This is a genomic window from Pseudoalteromonas arctica A 37-1-2 (genome assembly GCF_000238395.3).
GTDB classification, from domain to species: domain Bacteria; phylum Pseudomonadota; class Gammaproteobacteria; order Enterobacterales; family Alteromonadaceae; genus Pseudoalteromonas; species Pseudoalteromonas arctica.
In genome coordinates this window covers 3,403,641-3,426,740 of record NZ_CP011025.1, presented here as the reverse complement: position 1 = coordinate 3,426,740, position 23,100 = coordinate 3,403,641, and the positions used below count along the sequence as shown (strand labels likewise).

Sequence of the window (23,100 nt, the reverse complement as noted above, 5' to 3'; positions counted from 1 at the left end):
TGAGTCTCTAGGTATAAGTAAGGCTCTGAATTTAGTATTCAGAACCTTGTAGCTTTTACTATGGATCTTTAAAAATTAGTTACGCGATTAATTTCACCAAGGGATGTAAGGCCATCGGCTGCTTTGCGTAAACCCGATAAACGTAAATTATTAAATCCGGCTTTAAGTGATACGTCTGCTATTTCAAGCGAGTTACCACCGCGCATAATAATTTGGGCAATTTCAGGAGTAATTTGCATTACTTCGTAAATACCCACACGCCCTTTGTAACCATCAGTACAGCTATCACACCCTTTAGGCGTATATAACGTCATTTCTTCAATTTGCTTGGCGGTAAATCCTTGGCGAGCCAGTTCTTCACTTGGAAGTTGTTCTGGCGTTTTACATTTAGGGCACAAGCGACGTGCTAGACGTTGGGCTATTATTAAGCTGATTGAACTTGCTACGTTATAAGCCGGCACACCCATATTTAATAAACGAGTGATTGTTTCCGGCGCTGAGTTTGTATGCAATGTTGATAAAACCAAGTGACCTGTTTGCGCCGCTTTTATTGATATTTCTGCGGTTTCTAGGTCACGTATTTCACCTACCATAACTACATCAGGATCTTGACGTAAAAATGCACGCAGTGCATTGGCAAAAGTCATATCGGCTTTAATGTTAATTTGTACTTGGTTTACACCTTCAAGGTTAATCTCAACCGGATCTTCCGCAGTACTAATATTGCGCTCTGGCTGGTTTAATATATTTAAACCTGTGTATAGCGATACTGTTTTACCAGAACCCGTTGGCCCTGTTACTAATATCATCCCTTGAGGCTGGGCAAGTGCATCCATATAGAGCTTTTTCTGCTCAGGCTCATAGCCTAATACATCAATGCCTAACATAGCGCTTGATGAATCAAGGATACGCATTACTATTTTTTCGCCCCACAAGGTAGGCATAGTACTTACACGAAAGTCGATACTTTTGCGTTCAGTAATTTTTAGTTTTATACGACCATCTTGTGGTTTGCGTTTTTCGGCAATATCGAGTCGCGACATTACTTTAATACGTGCAGAAAGCTTGGTTGCTAATGTATTAGGTGGGCTTGCCACTTCATGCAAAATGCCATCAATACGAAAGCGGATACGGTACTTGTGCTCATACGGTTCAAAGTGTAAATCAGAGGCACCTTTTTTAATGGCATCCATTAAAATTTTGTTGATGTAAACGATGATAGGTGCATCATCTTTATCGTCATCTTGTGGTGCTGTATCTCTTTGGCTTTCTGAGTCTAAATCAGCAAATTCCTGAAACTCGTCATCAGTTAAATTTAAGCTGCCAGTAGCATCTAGTAATTGCTCGATTTTGGTATCGAGTTGAATATAATCAACAACAACAATTTCGCATGAAAGACCGGTACTAAACTCAAAGTTTTCGAATGCGCCGTAATCTGTTGGGTCTGATGCTGCTATATAAACTTTTCGATCTTTTTGAACAAGCGGCAAAATGTGATGTTTACGTATGAGTTTTTCTTTTACAAGATCGGCCGGGATTTTTGTAGGGTCGAAATCTTTTAAATCAAAATAAGGTACGCGAAACAAATCAATACATTGTTCAGCTAAATCTTTACTATCGATTTTTCCACATTTAGAAATAAGCTCAGCTGTTGAGGCAAATTCATTTTGTTTGTTTTTAACCGTGTCGGCATCAATACGGCCAAGGGTTATAAATTTTCTCAATAACGGTGAGTTAATATTCATTGCGCACCTGTTTTATTCCTTCAATAGTAAGCAATTTATCAGAAAAAAGAAGGGGATTACATCACCTTTCATTCTTTGTTGTGATTTTACTAACTAAAATACGAGTTTGTGTGAGTTAGGACAGTGTTAATGTGAGTTAGTTTTGTTGTGTAATGCATATTGTAGGTACTTTTTATGTAGATCAACAAGTTCTATATGCACTAGGTTTAAACTACGGTCGTTATTTAAAATATCATCAGCTTTTTGCTGCTTATCGGCACGTGACATTTGCGAGGCAATAATACTTTTAACTTGCTCACTACTTGTGTTGTCACGTTTTGCCGTACGCGCTATTTGTACTGAGGTTGGTACGTCAATAAGTAGGGTATGGTCGCAATATTTATCAAGGTTGTTTTCAAACAATAAAGGCGCTACTAAAACAACATAAGGGCTAGTTGCATTATTTAAATCGTTTAGTATTTTTATCCGTATAAGAGGGTGCAGTAACGCATTAAGCCATTCTTTGTCATTGTTGTTAGAAAATATTTTTGCGCGCAGCGCTGCTCTATTTAATGTGCCATCAGGCAATAAAATATGTTCACCAAAGTGGGCTGTAATCGCTTTTAGCCCTTTGCTATTTGGGAGTACTACTTCGCGCGCAATTATATCGGCATCAACTATTGTAATACCAAGCTCTTCAAACATATTGCTTACGGCCGTTTTGCCACAGCCAATACCGCCTGTTAAACCTAATACCCAGCTGTTTACTTTAGTAATTTGCTCACTCATTTTAATAACCTATTAAATTAAAATAAGCGCCTTGAATTTGGTTGCCCCAAAGCATAGTGATCCAGCCTGCTATCGCTAAATAAGGGCCAAAAGGGATAGGGGTCGCTTTGTCTTTACCTTGTATGCTCAACAGCGCAATACCTATAATGGCACCTACTATGCTCGAAAGCAGAATAATAGTAAGTAATGACTGCCAGCCAAGTAATGCCCCAAATACAGCGAGTAGTTTAAAGTCGCCATAACCCATGCCTTCTTTACCGGTTAATAACTTAAATAGCCAAAACACGCTCCATAGACTTAAATAACCACAAGCCGCGCCAATAATTGCATCGGTTGGTGTAATTGTGTAACCCATTACAGAAGCAATAAGTGCAAGCCAAACAAGCGGAAGTGTAAGCTGATCCGGCAGTAGCATGTGGTCAATATCAATAAAGGTTAGTGCTACTAAAATCCACGTTACAAAAATATATAAAAGGGCTTGCTCGGTCGTACCAAAGCTGTAGGCAACAATTAAACTTAATAGGGCAGTAATTAGCTCTACAGCAGGGTATCGGACCGAAATAGGATTACTGCAGCTTGCGCATTTACCTTTAAGTATTAACCAACTAATAATAGGAATATTCTGCCAAGGCTTAATGGCTGTTTTGCATTTAGGGCAGGTAGAGTTGGGTTTTACTAAGTTAAAAGGCTTATTGATATTGGCTTGTTTAGATTTATTAGCTGTAAGTTCATCTTCTAACAACAGTCTACATTCACTTTGCCACTCACGTTGCATCATCAACGGTAAGCGATAAATAACCACATTTAAAAAACTACCAATACATAAACTGACTAAGCCAACTGTTGTTAAATAAAACCACAATTGGCTTTGCATTACTTCTATAATACTTTGCATATAAAAAACCAGAAAATAGCGAATTTAAATAGTTTGTTTTTAATTATTTAAATAAAGTAAAAATCAGACGACAGAACCAAGTTGAAAAATAGGTAAATACATCGCGATAATTAAGCCACCAACAAGTACACCTAGTACGGCCATAATAAGTGGCTCAAGTAGACTTGAAAGGCCGTCTACTGCATCGTCAACTTCTTGCTCGTAAATAGTAGCTACTTTTGCGAGCATACCGTCTAGTGAGCCAGACTCCTCACCAATAGCGACCATTTGTATTACCATATCAGGAAATATTTTTGAGTTACGCATTGCCCAGTTCATCTGATTACCAGAGCTCACTTCTACTTTGATATCTAAAATAGCATAGCGATAAACAGCATTACCTGAAGCTCCGGCAGCAGAATCAAGCGCATCGACTAATGGCACACCAGCCGCAAAGGTGGTCGAAAGAGTTCGTGCATAGCGAGCAACAGCTGCTTTATTTAATATCATGCCAATTACAGGGAGTTTAAGAATGGTTCTGTCGGTTGCATCTCTGAGTTTTAAACTTCTTAGTTTTGCTTCTTTAAATATCCATCCAGCTGTAACTACAGTAATTAGTGCAACCCACCAATATGCTTGCATAAATTCCGATATACCAATTACAAATAAAGTAAAAGCTGGTAACTCTGCGCCAAAACCGTCAAATATTTCTTTAAATTGAGGTACTACAAATATTAATAATATGGAGGTAACAATAACAGCAACAACTAATACCGCTACAGGGTAAAACATGGCCTTTTTAATTTTTGATTTTAAGGCTTCAGATTTTTCTTTATAGATAGCGACACGATCAAATATTCTATCAAGCGCACCTGATTGCTCGCCCGATGCGACTAAGTCACAGTATAAATCATCAAAATAGCGAGGGTGTTTTCGAAGTGCGGTTGATAGTGGCTGGCCTGCTTTTACTTCATCAGCAATAGTCACCATTAACTTGGCAACGCTCTTGTTAGTCGAACCAGTGCCAATCATCTCTATAGACTGTATTAATGGTACCCCTGCCATTAGCATGGTCGCAATTTGGCGAGTAACTAATGCGATATCTTTTGGCGTTATTTTTTGGGTGTTTTGAATACCAAATAATGGTTTTGCTTTGCGCTTTACTTTGGAAGGAGTAATGCCTTGTTTTCTAAGCTGAGCTTTTACTAATGCAATACTGTTTCCTGTAAGCTCACCTTCAAGACGCTTTCCTCTTGCACTAACACCAATCCATTGGAAAGTATCTAAGCTTTTTTTTTCATTTTTCATAAATATCATCCAATAAAAAGTAAAAAGGTAGCTTTAAGCTACCTTTGCAGTTAATACTAAACGATTTATGCTTTTGCTTTACAGCCTTTAGGTGCGATAGCTTTGTTAACTAAGTCATGCGTACAAGTCCACTTAAACGCACCATCCTTAACTGAAGGTGTAAAAGTAAATGTTCTATCTTGTAAGTCCTTAGATACACCTGTTTTATTCATCTTAGCAGAGATAACGCCTGTGGCTGTTTCTACAGTAACTACACTATAAGTCCCTGTAACTCCGAATGCCGTTACATCAGGAGTTCCGTCTTTGACAGGGTAAGCGCCTTCTGATTGATAATACTCAGCAATACCTGTTTTAGCTGCTGCTGTTAATGACACTGCCTCTGAAGCTTGCGCTCTAGCTGTATAGTCCTGATATGCAGGCAATGCAATTGCAGCAAGAATACCGATGATTGCTACTACAATCATTAATTCAATTAGGGTGAAACCCTGTTGTTTTTGAGTCATTGTTTTCATGTTTCCTCTCCTAAAGGATAGATTTTTGTAACTTAAATCGCTTAAGCGGCAAAGTGCCTCACTTAATTTAACTGATTTACTTTACAGTTTTACTTAAAATTAATTTTATTACACTTTAGCTTTAGAGTATGAAACACAAAAGCCGTATGTGAATTCATTATGTTTAGTACTAGCTATAAAAGTTTACTAAGAGCACTACACATTGCAGCAACAAATAGTATAGGCATAAAGTAAGTAGTTTAGTTGCTTTAGTTTTTAATTTTATTTTTAAAAATAAAGAACAACTAAAGGTTCTAGTTATTTATGATTAACTTTTAAATAAAAGTAATAAAACAGTATTAGTCTATCATTTTATTTCAGTAATTAGCACGTACATTTTCTATAAAAACCACTTTATTTAACAAAATGTTACAAAGTAAGCCTTTCGGGTTATTTAATGCTTTTTTGCTTAATTTGTCAACTGATTAGAGATTTTAAAGTTTTTCAGTAGCTTTAAAATTGCTCAAAACGCATCGATAAATCGATTGATTGTAAGTTTTTTGTTAACGCCCCACTTGATATAAAATCGACGCCTGCTTGTGAATAAGTTTTGAGCGTTTCTAGGGTCATATTGCCTGAAACCTCTAATTTGGCACGCTTATTTGTTAAAACTACGGCTTGTTTAATTTGCTCTACGCTAAAGTTGTCGAGCATTATTATATCGGCGCCGGCATCAATAGCTTGCTTAAGTTCTGGGAGTGATTCGACTTCGACTTCGACAGGTTTATTTGGGTGGTTTTGTTTAGCTTGAGCTACTGCTTTGTTTATTGTGCCACAAGCGGCTATGTGATTTTCTTTAATTAAAAAAGCGTCAAATAACCCAATACGATGGTTTGCACCCCCGCCACATTTTACTGCGTATTTTTGAAGAGCACGCAGACCAGGTATGGTTTTGCGTGTATCGAGTAGTTGCGTAGTTGTACCACTTAACTCTTTTACGTAATGCGCTGTAGTAGTTGCAGTGCCTGATAACGTTTGCACAAAGTTAAGGGCAGTTCGTTCGGCAGTTAATATTGAACGAGCCGAGCCAATAGCGGTAAATAATGTGCTGTTTGCTTTAACTGCGTCGCCGTCGTTTATTAGTACATTAACCTTAACGCTTGGGTCTACTTGTTTGAATACTTCAAGGATGATGTCTTTTCCGCAAAAAATGCAGTCTTCGCGGGTGATTACTTTTGCGTTGGCTTGCTCGCTCTGAGGGATAAGCTGCGCGGTAATATCTCCGTCTTGAGCTGTTTGATAATTTAAATCTTCGTCGAGTGCAAGAGTGACAAGTTGGCTAACTAAAGAGTGCGGGATAGACATAATAAAAGCTCATAAGCGTTAATAAATTAAGCAAATTTTACTATGTTTATAAAAGAAAGAGAAGCGATTGCCTTTTCGTTAATATAAAGATAAGCGCTTGAAGTAGATTCGTACCTACGTATGGGTTTGAATTATTTGTAGGTGAGGTTTTATACCTCGCTTGTTACTATCATTTTTTTAATAAATCCATTAGCATCAGTGCTATGTATATCTTGATATTTATATAATAAACGTATCATGAAAATAGATTTAGACGGTGTTTTAAGTACGGTAGCGCAGCGGCCTTGTTCGCATTTTGATGAGCGCCCTGATGAGGCTGATATTTCTTTATTGGTGATTCACAATATATCATTGCCAGCAGGGCAGTTTGGTACACCTTTCGTTGATGAATTATTTATGGGGTGCATTGATTTCAATGCTCATCCGAGTTTTAGTGACTTAAATAATTTACGTGTATCGGCCCATTGCTTTATAAAGCGCACCGGTGAGGTTATACAATACGTGCCTTTTGAAAAATGTGCTTGGCATGCTGGGCAATCTGAGTTTGAGGGGGTACCTGCTTGTAATAACTTTAGCATTGGTATTGAGCTTGAAGGTACCGACACCACGCCATATTCTTTAGCGCAGTACAAAACATTAACTATTATTAGTAAATCTATAATGCAACGCTATCCAAAAATTACCCCTTCGCGTATTGTTGGGCATTGCGATATTGCCCCTGGGCGTAAAACCGATCCTGGCAGTAGCTTTAATTGGCCATTGTTTTTTAATATGCTTGAACAACTAAGTTAGAGAGTTATTCCCATGATTTTAGTTTCTATAATAATTGCATTAATACTAGAGCGCTTAGGCGCTCGGTCTAATTACTGGCAGATAAGTTATTACGCAAATGGTTATTTAAATCGCTCTAATAAATTACTTGGTGATAAGGGCTTATTTAGCTCAGTACCGGGCTTTTTAATTTGGCTTTTACTTCCAGTGATTGCGATGGCACTAATTTATTGTTTATCTGATTTTGTTTTGTGGCAGTTGGGCATTAATATCGCGGTGCTTTTGGTTTGCTTTGGTTGTGCTAAGCAGCGTGCTTTATATAAGTCGTACTTAAATGCGTTAACGCGAGATGATGGTACTGCAGCATCTTTATATGCGTTACAAATAGGTCAAAAACGTACAGAAGACGAAGAAAGTGGCGAGACTTTTGGGCAAACATTGGCTTGGGTAAACTTTAGATTTTACTGTGCGGTTATTTTTTGGTTTGTTGTTTTAGGCGCACCAGGCGCGGTTTTATATGCACTGGTACGTACTTTAGCTGACTTAGTACGAGAAGATCATAAAGTAATATTTGCTAAGCGTTTTAAACTTATACATAAACTATTGTTTTGGCTCGACTGGTTACCTGCACGTATTACCAGCTTTGGTTATTTAGTAATAGGTAACTTTAATAAAGGCACAAGCTGTTGGCTACGTTACGTACTTAACTTTAAATCTCCAAACCGAGAAGTAGTAACATGTACTGCACTTGCTGCAGAGCAAGTTGAAAAGCGTTATTACGGCTGTACCTACGAGGCCACTTGTATGATTAAGCTTGTTAAGCGCAATGTATTATTTTACTTAGTACTTATAGCACTACTTACATTATTTGGTGGACTATCGTAGTCGCGATTTTACATCGCGCATTGTGTTTTTCGGTTGGGAGATTAGTTGCCAAATGTCGCGGGGTAAACCCGCTGCTACGAGTTTAGATAAATACTATCCCAATATGGGTAGTCTGCAATATTTTCTATTAAATTTGCACGTAAAGGGTTTGCGACTATGTATCTAGCACAGCTATTTAAGTCTTCGGTATTTCTTATTAAGTGATCATAAAACCCTTTTTGCCAAAGCTTTTGTCTGCCAAATTGTCTATACACCGTGGCTGAGCGTCCTTTGAAGCTTCTAATTACCTCACTTAATGTTGCGCTATCGGATAATTGTAATAACCAATGAATATGGTTTGGCATTATCACGAAAGTATTTGATTTAATCAGTTGCTCTCTCTCTAATCCCCTCATTTCATTGATAATAGCTCTATTAATTATTAAGCTTGTGAATAGGTTGTTTCGCTCATGACAAACCAGTGTAATAGCATAATAGTGGTTTGCTTTTGATACTCTTCCCTTTCGTAATAAATATGAACGATGCATAACATACCCGTATTTTAGCAATCACAGACCCACGAATTTAAAGCATATGCAATTTTTATAAATTTGCGTAGTCGCGATTTTATATCGCGCATATTGGTTTACGGTTGGGTAATTGCTTGCACAATAATCGCGGGTTAAACCCGCTGCTACGATATTGCGTAGTCGCGATTTTACATCGCGCATTGTGTTTTACGTTTAGGTAATTACTTGCACAATAGTCGCGGGGTAAACCCGCTGCTACGATATTGCGTAGTCGCGATTTTACATCGCGCATTGTGTTTTACGGTTGGGAGATTAGTTGCCAAATGTCGCGGGGTAAACCCGCCGCTACGATATTGCGTAGTCGCGATTTTACATCGCGCATGTGTTTTTCGGTTGGGAGATTGTTTGCACAATAGTCGCGGGTTAAACCCGCTGCTACGATATTGCGTAGTCGCGATTTTACATCGCGCATTGTGTTTTACGTTTAGGTAATTACTTGCACAATAGTCGCGGGGTAAACCCGCTGCTACGATATTGCGTAGTCGCGATTTTACATCGCGCATTGTGTTTTACGTTTAGGTAATTACTTGCACAATAGTCGCGGGGTAAACCCGCTGCTGCGATATTGCGTAGTCGCGATTTTATATCGCGCATCGTGTTTTTTTGGTTGGGAGATTAGTTGCCAAATGTCGCGGGGTAAACCCGCTGCTACGATATTGCGTGATCGAAATTTTATAGCGCGCATTATGTTTTATATTTAGTTGACTGATCGTGTGTAAATTGCAGCTATTTCTTTGGTACTTTTATCCTGTTATTAATTTCTTTAATAAATTCAACTAGAGTTAACACTCTATTTTTCTGGTCAGACCAATTGTTTTCATCCTATTAACGTTATAACAATTTTTGTAAATTGCGCATTGTTTAATCTTCGTTCAAAATGCGTTACGCTACTTTAATTGCTCAAGCTACCTGTAAATTGACAGCTAATAAGGTTTTTGATACCGTATTGAAAATTTTTGGTATGACCAATTTACCTTTTGGGTAAATCATACTACTCAAAGCCCCGCTTTATGGGCTCTTGGTATTTATACAACGCGGACGTTGATTCATGTCTTTAAAGATCAAAGCAGCAAAGTTATCTGATGTTATTTTACAGCAACTCGAGAACATGATTCTTGAAGGCTCGTTAGCACCAGGTGAAAAGTTGCCACCAGAGCGTGAACTAGCAAAGCAATTTGAAGTATCTCGCCCGTCACTGCGTGAGGCAATTCAAAAATTAGAAGCGAAAGGTTTAGTTACGCGTCGCCAGGGTGGCGGCACGTTTGTAAAAAATCAGCTCGAAGAAGGGCTTACTGATCCACTTTTTGATTTGATTAGTAAACATCCTGAGTCGCAGTTTGATTTACTTGAATTTCGTCATGCATTAGAAGGGATTGCTGCTTACTACGCGGCACTGCGCGGGACCAGCAACGATTTTAGCAAAGTGAAAGAAAGCTTTGATAAAATTGCCCTAGTTAATGATGATTTACAGCAAAAAGCAAAAGCAATTAATGCATTTCACTTTAGCGTGGCAGAAGCTTCGCATAATGTGGTGTTACTGCATTTAGTAAGAGGCATGAAAGCGCTGCTTGAGCAAAATGTATTGCAAAATTTAACTGTTTTATTAAAAAAGTCAGATATTAGCAGTCAATTAGCCCAACACAGGCGTTTATTAATGGATGCCGTTATTGACGGTAATCCAGAACAAGCCCGTTTAGCAAGTAATGCGCACTTAGCATTTATAGAAGAAGCACTACTTGAAGCAGGCAAAGAACATTCGCGAATTGAACGTAGTTTAAGACGCACTAAACAAAATTAAGTTAGTACATAACTACTTTGAACACACAAATTAAGTAGCTGTGATATTAAATTAACAATATTCGTATTTTAAACATAAGGAAACCTCCATATGTCTGAAGTCAATAAAATTGACGTAGACGCGCTAGAAACACAAGAGTGGTTACAAGCTCTTGAATCAGTTGTGCGCGAAGAAGGTGTTGAACGAGCTCAGTTTTTACTTGAGCAAGTATTAGAGCAAGCCCGTTTAGACGGCGTTGATATGCCAACGGGTATTACCACGAACTACGTTAATACTATTCCTGTAGATCAAGAACCTGCTTACCCGGGTGATGTAAATCTTGAGCGTCGTATTCGTTCAATTATACGTTGGAACGCGATTATGATCGTTCTACGTGCATCTAAAAAAGATCTCGACTTAGGCGGCCATATGGCGTCTTACCAATCATCTGCTGCATTTTATGAAGTGTGTTTTAACCACTTTTTTAAAGCGCCAAATGATGTAGACGGTGGTGACTTAGTTTATTACCAAGGTCATATTTCTCCTGGTATTTATGCACGTGCATTTGTTGAAGGTCGTTTATCGGCTGCACAACTAGATAACTTCCGCCAAGAAGTTGATGGCGAAGGCTTACCATCGTACCCACACCCTAAGTTAATGCCTGAATTTTGGCAGTTCCCTACGGTATCAATGGGCTTAGGTCCTATTTCGTCTATTTACCAAGCGCGCTTCTTAAAATACTTAGATGGTCGTGGCTTAAAAGATACTAAAAACCAACGTGTATACGCGTTTTTAGGTGACGGTGAAATGGATGAGCCAGAATCACGCGGTGCAATCTCTTTTGCTGCACGTGAAAAACTAGATAACCTTTGTTACTTAGTTAACTGTAACTTACAGCGTTTAGACGGCCCAGTTATGGGTAACGGTAAAATTATTCAAGAGCTGGAAGGCTTGTTTAAAGGCGCTGGCTGGAACGTAATTAAACTAGTGTGGGGCAGCGGTTGGGATATTCTTCTAGCTAAAGACACAACGGGTAAATTACTACAGTTAATGAACGAAACTGTTGATGGCGATTACCAAACATATAAAGCTAAAGATGGCGCGTACGTACGTGAAAACTTCTTTGGTCGTTACCCAGAAACAGCTGCACTTGTTGCTGACATGACAGATGACGAAATTTTCGCGCTTAAGCGTGGTGGTCATGAGTCATCAAAATTATTTGCTGCATTTAAAAAAGCAGAAGACACTAAAGGCCGTCCAACTGTAATTCTTGCTAAAACTGTAAAAGGTTACGGCATGGGTGAAGCAGCTGAAGGTAAAAACATTGCGCACCAAGTGAAAAAAATGGACATGTCGCATGTTGCGCATTTACGTTCACGCCTTGGTCTTGATGATTTAGTATCTGAAGAGCAACTTGCAGAACTACCTTATTTAGAGCTTGAAGAAGGTTCACCTGAGTATAAATATCTACATGCTCGTCGTGATGAACTTAAAGGTTATACACCTAAGCGTATTCCACGTTTTAGTGAAAAACTTACGTTGCCAGAAGTAGACGCGTTTAAGCCGCTACTTGAAGAGCAAAAGCGTGATATTTCAACCACTATGGGTTTTGTTCGTGCACTTAATATCTTATTAAAAGATAAAGGCATTGGTAAAAACATCGTACCAATTATTGCCGATGAAGCGCGTACATTTGGTATGGAAGGTTTATTCCGTCAAATCGGTATTTATAACCCGCATGGCCAAAACTACACGCCACAGGATCGTGATATTGTTTCTTATTATAAAGAAACTGTATCAGGGCAAGTGCTTCAAGAAGGTATTAATGAGTTAGGTGCAATGTCGTCATGGGTTGCTGCTGCAACTTCATACAGCACTAACGATTTACCAATGATCCCATTCTACATTTACTACTCTATGTTTGGTTTCCAACGCGTTGGTGACATGGCATGGATGGCGGGCGATCAACAAGCACGTGGTTTCTTATTAGGTGCTACTGCGGGTCGTACAACGCTAAATGGTGAAGGCTTGCAACACGAAGATGGTCACAGTCATATTCTTGCTAATACGGTTCCTAACTGTATTTCATATGACCCAACTTACGCGTTTGAAGTAGCTGTTATTGTACAAGACGGTATTCGTCGTATGTACGGTGATGACCAAGAAAATATTTACTACTACCTAACGCTTATGAACGAAAACTACCATCAGCCAGCTATGCCAGAAGGCGCTGAAGAAGGTATTCGTAAAGGTATTTATAAGCTTGAAAGTTACGAAGGTAAAAAAGCCAACGTACAGCTATTAAGCTCAGGTACTATTATGACTGAAGTACGTAAAGCCGCTACGATTCTAAGCGAAGAGTATGGCATTGCGTCTGACGTGTTCTCTGTAACGTCTTTCAACGAATTAACGCGTGAAGGTCAAGATGTTGAACGTTTCAACATGCTTAACCCTGAAGGCGAGCAAAAAACAGCATTCATCACAAGCGTATTAAACGACTCTGTGACTGTTGCAGCAACGGATTACATGAAAAACTACGCAGAACAAGCGCGTTCATTTATTCCAAGCAGCAACTACAAAGTGCTAGGTACAGATGGTTACGGTCGTTCTGATAGCCGTGAAAACCTACGTCGTCACTTTGAAGTTAACGCGGGCTACGTTGTTGTTGCTACGTTATCTGAACTTGCTAAACGCGGTGAAGTTGAGAAGTCAGTAGTTGTTGAAGCACTTAAAAAGTTCAACATCGACACTAACAAACTTAACCCACTGTACGCATAAGAGGTTTGCAATGAGTATTGAAATTAAAGTACCAGATATTGGTGACGACGAAGTAGAAGTAACCGAAATATTAGTAAGCGTTGGCGACAAAGTAGATGTTGACCAATCATTACTTAATGTTGAAGGCGACAAAGCATCAATGGAAATACCTGCTTCGCAAGCGGGTACAGTGAAAGAGATTAAAGTAAACGTTGGCGACACCGTTACAACTGGCTCTTTAGTATTTTTGTTTGAAGGCGAGAGTGAAAGCACTGGTGAAGAAAAAGCATCAGCCGCTGCTCCAGCTAAATCTGAAGAGGCAGCACCTGCTGCTTCTACAGGTTCTACAGGTTCTTCAACTAAAGAAGTAACCGTACCAGACATTGGCGATGATGAAGTTGAAGTAACTGAAATCATGGTTGCTGTTGGCGACACCGTTTCAGAAGAGCAATCTATCTTAAACGTGGAAGGCGACAAGGCAGCAATGGAAGTTCCCGCTCCATTTGCCGGTATAGTTAAAGAAATTAAAGTCGCCGCTGGCGATACAGTTAAAACAGGCTCATTAGTGTTTGTTTTTGAAGTAGCAGGAAGTGAATCTGCAGCACCGGCTAAAGAGTCGGCTCCTGTAGAAGCGCCAGCAGCTAGCTCAACAGCAAATGCAGCACCAAGTACTAAAGAAGTGAATGTACCTGATATTGGTGGCGATGAAGTTGAAGTAACTGAAATTATGGTTGCAGTTGGCGATACGGTTGAAGAAGATCAATCAATCTTAAACGTTGAAGGCGACAAAGCTGCAATGGAAGTACCAGCTCCATTTGCAGGTACAGTTAAAGAAATTAAAGTAGCCGCTGGCGATAAAGTATCGACTGGCTCATTAATTTTTGTATTTGAAGTTGCAGGCAGCGCGCCAGTAGCAGCACCTGCACCAGCTGAAAAATCAGCACCTGCAGCTGCGGCTAAAACTGAGTCGGCACCGGCTCAAGCGGCACCAGCAAAAGCAAGTAATGAAAGCTTCACAGAAAACAGCGCGTATGCTCATGCATCACCTGTTGTTCGCCGTTTAGCGCGTGAGTTTGGTATTAACCTAGCTAATGTTAAAGGCACTGGTCGCAAAGCCCGTATAGTTAAAGAAGACGTGCAAAACTATGTTAAAAACCTAGTTAAGCAAGTTGAGTCGGGTCAATTATCTGCAGGTAGTAATGCTGGTGGCAGCGAGCTTGGTCTTATTCCATGGCCTAAAGTAGATTTTGCTAAGTTTGGCGAAATTGAAGAGCAAAAGCTGTCTCGTATTCAAAAGCTATCAGGCAAAAACTTACACCGTAACTGGGTGCAAATCCCACATGTTACACAGTTTGACGAAGCTGATATCACAAGCCTTGAAGTATTCCGCAAAGAGCAAAATGTGCTTAGCGAGAAGAAAAAGCTGGGTGTTAAAATTACACCACTTGTGTTTGTAATGAAAGCAGCTGCAAAAGCACTTGCTGAATTTCCAAAATTCAACTCATCGCTTTCTGCAGACGGCGAAAGCTTAATTCTTAAAAAGTACATTAACATTGGTGTTGCAGTTGATACGCCAAACGGTTTAGTTGTACCAGTGTTTAAAGATGTTGATAAAAAAGGCATTATTGAACTATCACGCGAATTAATGGAAGTATCTGTTAAAGCACGTGACGGGAAGCTTACATCGTCTGATATGCAAGGTGGTTGTTTTACTATTTCTAGCCTTGGCGGTATTGGCGGTACGGCATTTACGCCGATTGTTAATGCACCAGAAGTGGCTATTTTAGGTGTGTCTAAATCTGAAATGAAACCTAAATGGAATGGCAAAGAGTTTGAACCAAAACTAATGGTTCCGCTGTCTATGTCATACGACCATAGGGTTATTGACGGAGCCTTAGCTGCACGCTTTACTGTGACTCTTGCAAGTTACATGAGCGATATTCGCCAATTGGTGATGTAATCGCTGGACAATGAATAGAATCAAATCCCAGCCAGTTGTTTTTAGCTGGGATTTTTACCATTTGCAATGATACAATCTTTGCACAAATTTGTGATCTGCTCTCACTTTCTGCCTTGCAGAAACATGGCAGTTAAACTTTAGGGCAGTGTCCCGTTCAAACAATTAAGGTAATAGCATGAGCAACGAATTAAAAACTCAAGTTGTTGTACTAGGCGGTGGTCCTGGTGGTTACTCTGCGGCATTCCGCGCTGCTGACTTGGGCTTAGAAGTTACATTGGTAGAATCTCGTGAAACATTAGGCGGCGTATGTCTTAATGTTGGTTGTATTCCTTCAAAAGCACTTTTACACGTAGCTAAAGTGATTGATGATGCAGCTGAAATGTCATCTCACGGTGTTACTTTTGGCGCACCAAAGATCGATCTTGACCAAGTTCGTACTTGGAAAGATTCTGTAGTTGGCCAGTTAACTGGTGGACTAGAGGGCATGGCTAAAATGCGTAAAGTGAAAGTTGTATCTGGTTACGGTAAATTCACTGGCAGCAATACTTTAGTAGTTGAAGGCGAGAAAGACTCTACAACTATCACGTTTGATAACGCGATTATTGCAGCAGGTTCTAAACCAGTTAACTTACCTTTTATCCCACAAGATGACCGTGTAATTGATTCAACTGGCGCGCTAGAGCTTAAAGATGTACCAGAAAAACTACTTGTACTTGGTGGTGGTATTATCGGTCTTGAAATGGGTACGGTTTACCGTGCACTAGGTTCTGCAATTGATGTTGTAGAATTTGCTGACCAATTAGTTCCAGCAGCTGATAAAGACATTATCAAAATTTACCAAAAATACGTAAGCAAAAAATTCAACGTAATGCTTTCAACTAAAGTTGTTGGTGTTGAAGCTAAAAAAGATGGCTTATACGTAACGTTTGAAGGTAAAAACGCACCAGCAGAACCTGTACGTTACGACAAAGTGCTTGTTGCAGTTGGCCGTACTCCAAACGGTAACTTACTTGATGCTGAAAAAGCGGGCGTAAACGTTGATGAGCGTGGCTTTATTAATGTTGATAAGCAATTACGTACTAACGTAAGCCATATTTTTGCAATTGGTGACTTAGTTGGCCAGCCTATGCTTGCGCATAAAGCGGTTCATGAAGGTCATGTTGCTGCAGAAGTTATTTCTGGTCAGAAGCATTTCTTCGACCCTAAATGTATTCCTTCGATTGCGTATACTGACCCAGAAATCGCTTGGGTAGGTGTTACTGAGAAAGAAGCAAAAGAGCAAGGCCTAAAAATTGAAACTGCGGTATTCCCGTGGGCAGCTTCTGGTCGTGCTATTGCATCATCTCGTACTGAAGGTTCTACTAAACTTATCTTTGATAAAGAAAGTGGCCGTATAATCGGTGGTGCTATGATCGGTATTAACGCGGGCGAAATGCTTGGCGAAATCGGTTTAGGTATTGAAATGGGTGCTGATGGTGAAGACTTAGCGCTTACTATTCATGCTCACCCTACATTGAATGAATCAATCGGCCTTGCAGCTGAAATTTTTGAAGGTTCGATCACTGACTTACCAAACAAAAAAGCAGTTAAAAAGAAGTAATTTAACTTTTTAGCATTTGTTTGAAAAACCCAAGCCTGGCTTGGGTTTTTTTATGGGTGAAAGAGCAGGTTTTAAATTACAGTGTTTTAATTATGTGTAGGTGCGGCTTTATGCCGCGTTTTTTAAATTCAAAAAATTGAGCGAGGTATGCTCCGACTACGAGATGGGAGTTTGCTGTGGTTGGGGTGACGTTTGTTGTAGTCGCGGCTTTATGCCGCGCTTGTTAAATTAAAAACTTGCGCGAGGTAAACTCGCGACTACGGGTTTTTATTACTGATTGCTAAAATTCTCGTCACAGCCCTCACATATCTATTATCACCAAATATAGCTACAATGCGCGCTTAATTAATTGAAGGTAAATACAGTGAAAAACTCAGTTTTAGCATTACGCGCTCAACAAATAAGTGAATCCCGTCGAGAGTTTAATGCTCGAGGCGGTAAATTAGATCGCTGTGAGCAATGCTTAATAGCTAAGCACTACTGTATTTGTAAAGGTGTTGAGCATGCAGATTGTAAAGCAGCTGTGTGCTTATTAATGTATCACAATGAAAGTTTTAAACCTTCTAATACTGGGCGCTTAATTGCTGAAATAGTGCCAGATAACCACGCATTTAGATGGGATAGAACAGACCCAAACCCCGCTCTTTTAGCTTTGATAAGCGATTCACAATATCAGCCAATGGTAGTATTCCCTGCTGAAGATGTAGAAGAGGGCAGGGCCATTACCGAAATGAGTATTGAAGAGGGTAAAAAACCGCTATTTATATTTTTAGATGGTACCTGGCGTGAAGCTAAAAAAATGATTCGCAAAAGCCCATACTTAGATAACTTGCCTGTACTTTCTGTTACTGCTGATAAACTATCTGATTATCGATTACGTGTTGCCCCTCATGCGCATCAACTAGGCACTGCTGAAGTGGCTATTATGGTGCTAGCGCTTGCGGGAGAAATGGATGCATCTTCTAAATTAGAACAGCATTTTATTAAGTTTCGTGATGCGTATTTGCTTGGTAAGCGCAATAAAGGCCGACCGCTAGAAGAGTAGTTTTACGCAGTTAAGCGAAAGCTTGCTGCTCTTTTAAGTGAGTCAGTGCTTTATTTTGAATTGCTCTGAAGCCTTCTTCAGATGTTAATTGTAAAACCGTATTATATAATTGGCTTACGCTATTGTGAGCCTGAATAAACGAGGTGCAGTCCTCACCAATCATATCCTTAGCCTCTTCGACTCGCTTTAAAAAGTAACAGCTAATATCGGTTTTTCCCTTAAAGTGAGTAGTCGCAATAGCGTTAGATATTCTATTAAGCTGATAACTAAATTCATCAGGTCGAGAACCCTCACCCCATTTACTAATAGAAATATCGCTTTCTAACTGGATAATTACGTTAAGTATGTTTTTAAACTCACTCATTGGCATATTTAAAAAGTTATAACCTTTGGGGCTAAATAAAGCTTTATAGGGATTTTCGTTGGGAGTTTGGGCACTAAAAACACCAATTGGTTTTGCTGTACTTGCGTCTGATACTTTACATAAAAAGGTATTGCTTTGCGGCGTTTTAAAATTCATATCCATTGAGTATTTATGATCCTTGCGTTACTTAGTTATCGGCGCAATTAATGAAAAACTTAGCGAAATTTAAAATATTAATAAAGTATTTGAAGGTATTAATATTGATTAGCTGGGATGCAGTATTACCCTGCAAAAGTTAGTGGTAGTTGCTTAGAGCTTTACTAAACCCAAGTTTTAGGCAAAGAAAAGCGCGCTCTATCTCTAGGCGCGCTTGCGGAATCTTCTAATTTTCTGCATCCTGCAATTGAACTTAATCAACTCCAATTTTTACTAATCCATGTTTATTACTATATTACTTTTTAGTTCTATGTAATGTAGACCATCCGGGCCTGTATCCTTAAATTCCTAAACATCCTGTAGGGTAAATACTATTACCAAATCCTTAATTACACTTCCTAGTGTATCCCTATTTTAACCAATCCATTGTGTTGCCTTAAAGGCCTGTCCATTTATTCCTTAAACATCCTGTTAAACAACTTAGCCGTGTTGTTATCCTTTTCGCATCTTCCTGACGCTGTCCTTTTTACAACATTGCGTTGTGATACTCATCCTGAGCCTGTCCTAAAGTCCGTGTTGTCCTGGTAACCTAATCATTGGTTGGTTGAGTAAGCAGTCCATTTCCTTTTACTCAATAAGCGTCATTGCTTGGTTGATGCGTAAATTATAGTGCAATAGAGCAACTAAAATAGGGATAAAACTACATTCAATTAGTATTTATGCAATAGTAATAATGTAAAAGTTCAATTAATACAGGTTGTTAGGTTGTTTTTGTGTGTTTTTTATCTTGATTTTTACTCATTAGCTGTCACTTCCGTGAGATATCTCTTACACTGCATTTCCTTTTTGGGCGTTATTTACATATTTACATTTATTTAAAGTGTGCACTTTTTGAATGAGCGCGGTAGAATTCGATGATAATAACAATTATTTAGGTGAAATAATGAAGACAGTATTTACACTTTTTTTAGGATTATCAGCATCGGCACCAGCCTTTGCAAGTGACGTTGTTAATATCTATTCTTTTCGTCAGCCGTTTTTGATTCAGCCAATTTTAGACGATTTTACAAAACAAACGGGAATAAAAACCAATGTTGTTTTTGCTAAAAAAGGGTTAATTGAGCGTGTTAAACGTGAAGGTAAACATAGTAAAGCCGATTTAGTATTAACCTCTAATTTTAGTGCGCTTATTCAATTAGAAGATTTAAAATTAACACAAACTATAAAAAGTGACAGTGTAAATAATAACGTACCTGCAGCTTTTCGTGACGGTGATGGCCAATGGGTCGCGCTTACTAAGCGAGTTCGTAATGTGTATTCATCAAAAGAGCGAATTGGTGCGTTACCTAAGCTCACTTATGAAGATTTAGCAGATCCTAAATACAAAGGACAAATTTGTACGCGCTCAGGCAAACATCCATATAATTTAGGTTTAGTGGCTTCTATGATTGCACACCATGGTGAAGCGCAAACTAAAGAGTGGCTTGAAGGTGTGAAGGCTAATTTAGCGCGCAAGCCTCAAGGTAACGATCGTGCTCAAGTTAAAGCTGTTAAAGAAGGTTTATGTAACTTGGCATTAGGTAATAGTTACTACCTTGGCAAAATGCTAGAAGATAAAGAGCAAAAAGGTTGGGCAGAGGCCGTAAATATTAACTTTCCGAATCAAGTTAATCGTGGCTCACATATAAATGTATCGGGTGCGGTTATTACCAAATACGCTAAAAACCCTGAAAATGCATTAAAGCTCATAGAGTATATGACCGACAGCAAAGCACAAAACATGTATGCCTCATTAAATATGGAGTATCCAGTTAAGTCGGGTGTTGAACTATCAAGTTTGGTTGCCTCTTGGGGGAGTTTTAAAGAAGACAGCTTGCCACTTGATGAGATTAGTAAATATCGTCCGTTAGCGCTTAAGCTAATTGATGAGGTGAAGTTCGATCTTTAATGACTAATAAATTTAAGCTGTCTAAATGGCAGCTCTTTGCGTGGTCGACTGGCTTAATTCTATCGGCCCCGTTGTTTTTTCTTCTTTTTGAATCTCTACAAGGTAGCTCTGAGGTGTTTTCTCACCTGTGGGATACCGTGCTTTGGGATTACATAACCAATACCGTATTGCTTGTTTTAGGTGTTTGCGTCCTTAGTTGCGCCATAGCTTTGCCACTTGGGTGGCTAACGGCTTACTGTAGTTTCCCGGGTAAAAAACAGTTTGAATGGGCACTTATGCTGCCCCTTGCTATGCCCACCTATATTATTGCCTATGTATACACTGATTTATTAGATTATGCGGGTCCGGTGCAAATAGCACTGAGAGAATGGTTTGGCTGGCAATCGCCTAATGACTATTGGTTTTTTGATATACGTACATTACCCGGCGCCATCGTTATGATTGCCTTGGTACTTTACCCGTATTTATTTTTAATTTTTAAAACAGCCCTTCGCGAACAGTCATTCAAATTAGTACAAGCTAGCCAGTTAATGGGGTTATCTCCTTGGCAAAGTTTCTTTAAAGTAAGCTTAGTACTCTCTCGTGGGGCTATTGTGGCGGCTCTTGCGCTTATAAGTATGGAAACCATGGCTGACTTTGCAACAGTGAGTTATTTTGCCGTAAGTACATTAACGACTGCCGTATACGATACGTGGTTTGGTTATTACTCACTTACAGCGGCAGCTAAAATATCGGGTGTGATGTTATTACTGTTATTTTTAGCATTAATGGCAGAGCGCTTTAGTCGTCGTAACCAATCGGTATTTGAGCGCCAATCAAGTGTAAATAGTGAATCTCTCTATGTATTAAAAGGAAAGTCAGCTTGGCTCGCAACGGCATTTTGCAGCTTTATTTTATTTATCGCGTTTGTAATCCCTATTGCAGTACTTATAAATTACGCCATTACCTACTTTGATAAAGCATGGAATGTAGAGTTTTTTAGTTACGCTTGGCAAAGTTTAAAAGTGGCTGGGGTTGTGAGCCTAATAACGATTACGTTGAGTGTTTTTGTCGTTTTTTATCAGCGTGTGGCAAAGCAAGCGTATCCGCTTATTCCCGGGCGTTTAGCAAGCACAGGTTATGCGTTGCCAGGAACTGTACTCGCTATTGCGGTTTTATTACCGCTTACGTTATTAGAGAACACCATTAACACAGCGCTCGAGCCGTATAATTTAGATATTGGCTTGCTGCTTACAGGTAGCATTTTTACTATTATTATTGCTTATATTGTTAGGTTTTACGCCATTGCACACGGAGCAATTGAGTCGAGTTTTTTACGTATTAGCCCATCACTTGATATGGCAAGCCAATCAATGGGTAAAAGCCAAGGACAAACACTGCGTTTAGTGCACCTACCTTTACTGCGAAGAGGATTGCTTACTGCTGCGTTATTGGTATTTATTGAGTGCATGAAAGAACTGCCGGCTGCGCTATTGCTCAGACCGTTTAATTTTGAAAGCTTAGCTACTCATGTATTTCAGTATGTGAGCGACGAGCAGTTAGAGCTTGCTTCAATATCGGCATTATTTATTGTTATTGTTGGGTTTATTCCTTTGTATTTTATTAATCGTTCTATGGAGCAGCGTAGTTAAATGAGTAGTTTAATTTTACAAGGCGTGAGCTATCACTATAACGGCACAAAGGTTATTCACGATTTAGATTTAACGGTGGGTAAAGATGAAATTGTTTGTCTACTCGGAGCGAGTGGGTGCGGCAAAACGACCACGTTAAAAGCGATTGCAGGTTTAATTGAAGCTAAGCAAGGGTCTATTTTTATAGACGGTAAATTAGTGAGTGATGAGCAATCGTTTGTCTCGCCTGAGCACCGTAACATCGGCATGATGTTTCAAGATTATGCATTGTTTCCGCATTTAACGGTAGCAAATAATATCGCATTTGGGCTTAGTAAAATGAGTAAAGCTCAAAAGCAGCAACGCGTTGATGAAATGCTTAAGCTGGTACATTTAATTGGCTGTGCCGACAGGTTCCCGCATCAGTTATCGGGTGGCCAACAGCAGCGTGTAGCTATTGCTCGTGCATTAGCTTATAAGCCTAGTTTATTGCTACTTGATGAGCCCTTTTCAAATATCGACACACAAGTACGCTTTGAATTAATTGCCGATATACGTCGAATTATTAAGGCAACCCAAGTATCTGCTGTGTTTGTTACACATTCAAAAGAAGAGGCGTTTGCCTTTTCAGATACACTTGCCATTATGCATCGCGGTAAAATTGAGCAACAAGGCACGCCTGAGCAGCTTTTTGCAGCTCCATGTTCAAAGGAGGTTGCAGAGTTTCTGGGTCAAGGCATATACTTGAGCGCAGAAGTATTAACAGCAACTGAATATAAAACACCATTTGGTTTAGTCGAGTCCTATGTTGAAAGTAAGCATAATGTAAGCGTAGGGCTTATATATGTACGTCCCCATCAAATAGAATTAGTGGCGGATAACCAAAGTGACAAATTCAGCAAGCGAGGTACAATAGTAAGTCGTCGCTTTATTGGTTCGGCGTATGTTTATTCACTTGTTATTGATAAACAAGAAATTGAAGTTGCTGCACAATATGGCCAGTCATTTGAAAATAATGAACAGGTTATAATAAAAATAAAACCTCACACGGTGAATTTTTTCGAATCGTAATTAATTTGTTATTCGCTGTGTTTTTATCTGTAAAAC

The 23,100-nt window shown here is 39.3% G+C and carries 18 protein-coding genes; 10 read left to right on the top strand and 8 right to left on the bottom strand.

All coding sequences use genetic code 11. The annotated features are described in order from the left end of the window. Positions 1-68: 68 nt before the first annotated feature. The 6 genes from pilB to nadC form a co-directional block, all read right to left on the bottom strand. Complete coding sequence (gene pilB, locus PARC_RS15525) at positions 69-1,745, bottom strand: type IV-A pilus assembly ATPase PilB (protein ID WP_010553355.1); 1,677 nt, start codon at positions 1,743-1,745, stop codon at positions 69-71. 126 nt (positions 1,746-1,871) lie between these two features. Beyond that, positions 1,872-2,513 carry a dephospho-CoA kinase gene (gene coaE / locus PARC_RS15520; protein WP_010553354.1) on the bottom strand — a complete coding sequence of 214 codons (642 nt, stop codon included), beginning with the start codon at positions 2,511-2,513 and terminating at the stop codon, positions 1,872-1,874. A gap of 1 nt (position 2,514) precedes the next feature. Beyond that, entirely contained in the window at positions 2,515-3,408 is an 894-nt protein-coding gene (locus PARC_RS15515) for a prepilin peptidase (protein WP_010553353.1), read from the bottom strand. Positions 3,409-3,471: 63 nt separating this feature from the next. Continuing rightward, positions 3,472-4,695 (bottom strand): type II secretion system F family protein, encoded by a 1,224-nt coding sequence (locus PARC_RS15510; protein ID WP_010553352.1) that lies wholly within the window; start codon positions 4,693-4,695, stop codon positions 3,472-3,474. Between the two features lie 65 nt (positions 4,696-4,760). Continuing rightward, on the bottom strand, positions 4,761-5,207 hold the full coding sequence (locus PARC_RS15505) for a pilin (protein ID WP_010553351.1): 447 nt from the start codon (positions 5,205-5,207) through the stop codon (positions 4,761-4,763). A 492-nt stretch (positions 5,208-5,699) separates the two neighbouring features. Continuing rightward, entirely contained in the window at positions 5,700-6,551 is an 852-nt protein-coding gene (gene nadC / locus PARC_RS15500) for a carboxylating nicotinate-nucleotide diphosphorylase (RefSeq protein ID WP_010553350.1), read from the bottom strand. Between the two features lie 237 nt (positions 6,552-6,788). Between nadC and ampD the strand changes: the two genes are divergently transcribed. Together ampD and ampE are read left to right on the top strand one after the other, a co-directional pair. Continuing rightward, positions 6,789-7,343 (top strand): 1,6-anhydro-N-acetylmuramyl-L-alanine amidase AmpD, encoded by a 555-nt coding sequence (gene ampD / locus PARC_RS15495; protein ID WP_010553349.1) that lies wholly within the window; start codon positions 6,789-6,791, stop codon positions 7,341-7,343. A gap of 12 nt (positions 7,344-7,355) precedes the next feature. After that, positions 7,356-8,207: a beta-lactamase regulator AmpE gene (ampE, locus tag PARC_RS15490; protein ID WP_010553348.1), complete on the top strand. Its 852-nt coding sequence runs from the start codon at positions 7,356-7,358 to the stop codon at positions 8,205-8,207. Positions 8,208-8,281: 74 nt separating this feature from the next. On the opposite strand, the gene PARC_RS15485 is transcribed toward ampE, so the two are convergent. After that, entirely contained in the window at positions 8,282-8,734 is a 453-nt protein-coding gene (locus PARC_RS15485) for an REP-associated tyrosine transposase (protein WP_024590627.1), read from the bottom strand. Between the two features lie 1,090 nt (positions 8,735-9,824). On the opposite strand from PARC_RS15485, the gene pdhR reads away from it, so the two are divergent. The 5 genes from pdhR (at position 9,825) to PARC_RS15460 (ending at position 17,915) form a co-directional block, all read left to right on the top strand. Then, on the top strand, positions 9,825-10,574 hold the full coding sequence (gene pdhR / locus PARC_RS15480; protein WP_007586129.1) for a pyruvate dehydrogenase complex transcriptional repressor PdhR: 750 nt from the start codon (positions 9,825-9,827) through the stop codon (positions 10,572-10,574). 90 nt (positions 10,575-10,664) lie between these two features. Then, a complete protein-coding gene (gene aceE / locus PARC_RS15475) occupies positions 10,665-13,331 on the top strand; it encodes a pyruvate dehydrogenase (acetyl-transferring), homodimeric type (protein WP_010553346.1) in 2,667 nt (888 codons plus the stop codon). A gap of 10 nt (positions 13,332-13,341) precedes the next feature. Continuing rightward, the gene (gene aceF / locus PARC_RS15470) at positions 13,342-15,270 is read left to right on the top strand and encodes a pyruvate dehydrogenase complex dihydrolipoyllysine-residue acetyltransferase (protein WP_010553345.1); all 1,929 of its coding nucleotides are present in this window, start codon (positions 13,342-13,344) and stop codon (positions 15,268-15,270) included. A gap of 175 nt (positions 15,271-15,445) precedes the next feature. Further along, positions 15,446-16,870, top strand: coding sequence for a dihydrolipoyl dehydrogenase (lpdA, locus tag PARC_RS15465; protein WP_007586124.1), 1,425 nt, complete (start codon positions 15,446-15,448; stop codon positions 16,868-16,870). 364 nt (positions 16,871-17,234) lie between these two features. Beyond that, positions 17,235-17,915 carry a tRNA-uridine aminocarboxypropyltransferase gene (locus PARC_RS15460; protein WP_010553344.1) on the top strand — a complete coding sequence of 227 codons (681 nt, stop codon included), beginning with the start codon at positions 17,235-17,237 and terminating at the stop codon, positions 17,913-17,915. A 10-nt stretch (positions 17,916-17,925) separates the two neighbouring features. Here PARC_RS15460 and PARC_RS15455 read toward each other — a convergent pair whose 3' ends face one another. Beyond that, a complete protein-coding gene (locus PARC_RS15455; RefSeq protein WP_010553343.1) occupies positions 17,926-18,441 on the bottom strand; it encodes a hypothetical protein in 516 nt (171 codons plus the stop codon). A 937-nt stretch (positions 18,442-19,378) separates the two neighbouring features. On the opposite strand from PARC_RS15455, the gene PARC_RS15450 reads away from it, so the two are divergent. Genes PARC_RS15450 through PARC_RS15440 form a run of 3 tightly spaced genes read left to right on the top strand, consistent with a single transcriptional unit; the run spans position 19,379 to position 23,064 of the window. After that, a complete protein-coding gene (locus PARC_RS15450; protein ID WP_010553342.1) occupies positions 19,379-20,383 on the top strand; it encodes a Fe(3+) ABC transporter substrate-binding protein in 1,005 nt (334 codons plus the stop codon). Further along, on the top strand, positions 20,383-22,014 hold the full coding sequence (locus PARC_RS15445) for an ABC transporter permease (protein ID WP_010553341.1): 1,632 nt from the start codon (positions 20,383-20,385) through the stop codon (positions 22,012-22,014). The genes PARC_RS15450 and PARC_RS15445 overlap by 1 nt, the downstream gene beginning before the upstream one ends. Beyond that, positions 22,015-23,064, top strand: coding sequence for an ABC transporter ATP-binding protein (locus tag PARC_RS15440; protein WP_010553340.1), 1,050 nt, complete (start codon positions 22,015-22,017; stop codon positions 23,062-23,064). Positions 23,065-23,100: the final 36 nt, after the last annotated feature.

Excerpts from the sequence above, each read along its gene's own strand:
- lpdA (WP_007586124.1), top strand. The coding sequence starts at position 15,446 with ATGAGCAACGAATTAAAAACTCAAGTTGTTGTACTAGGCGGTGGTCCT.
- PARC_RS15505 (WP_010553351.1), bottom strand. The coding sequence starts at position 5,207 with ATGAAAACAATGACTCAAAAACAACAGGGTTTCACCCTAATTGAATTA.
- PARC_RS15515 (WP_010553353.1), bottom strand. The coding sequence starts at position 3,408 with ATGCAAAGTATTATAGAAGTAATGCAAAGCCAATTGTGGTTTTATTTA.
- PARC_RS15450 (WP_010553342.1), top strand. The coding sequence starts at position 19,379 with ATGAAGACAGTATTTACACTTTTTTTAGGATTATCAGCATCGGCACCA.
- aceF (WP_010553345.1), top strand. The coding sequence starts at position 13,342 with ATGAGTATTGAAATTAAAGTACCAGATATTGGTGACGACGAAGTAGAA.
- PARC_RS15485 (WP_024590627.1), bottom strand. The coding sequence starts at position 8,734 with ATGCATCGTTCATATTTATTACGAAAGGGAAGAGTATCAAAAGCAAAC.
- PARC_RS15455 (WP_010553343.1), bottom strand. The coding sequence starts at position 18,441 with ATGGATATGAATTTTAAAACGCCGCAAAGCAATACCTTTTTATGTAAA.
- pilB (WP_010553355.1), bottom strand. The coding sequence starts at position 1,745 with ATGAATATTAACTCACCGTTATTGAGAAAATTTATAACCCTTGGCCGT.
- ampD (WP_010553349.1), top strand. The coding sequence starts at position 6,789 with ATGAAAATAGATTTAGACGGTGTTTTAAGTACGGTAGCGCAGCGGCCT.
- ampE (WP_010553348.1), top strand. The coding sequence starts at position 7,356 with ATGATTTTAGTTTCTATAATAATTGCATTAATACTAGAGCGCTTAGGC.
- coaE (WP_010553354.1), bottom strand. The coding sequence starts at position 2,513 with ATGAGTGAGCAAATTACTAAAGTAAACAGCTGGGTATTAGGTTTAACA.
- aceE (WP_010553346.1), top strand. The coding sequence starts at position 10,665 with ATGTCTGAAGTCAATAAAATTGACGTAGACGCGCTAGAAACACAAGAG.
- PARC_RS15510 (WP_010553352.1), bottom strand. The coding sequence starts at position 4,695 with ATGAAAAATGAAAAAAAAAGCTTAGATACTTTCCAATGGATTGGTGTT.
- PARC_RS15445 (WP_010553341.1), top strand. The coding sequence starts at position 20,383 with ATGACTAATAAATTTAAGCTGTCTAAATGGCAGCTCTTTGCGTGGTCG.
- pdhR (WP_007586129.1), top strand. The coding sequence starts at position 9,825 with ATGTCTTTAAAGATCAAAGCAGCAAAGTTATCTGATGTTATTTTACAG.
- PARC_RS15440 (WP_010553340.1), top strand. The coding sequence starts at position 22,015 with ATGAGTAGTTTAATTTTACAAGGCGTGAGCTATCACTATAACGGCACA.
- nadC (WP_010553350.1), bottom strand. The coding sequence starts at position 6,551 with ATGTCTATCCCGCACTCTTTAGTTAGCCAACTTGTCACTCTTGCACTC.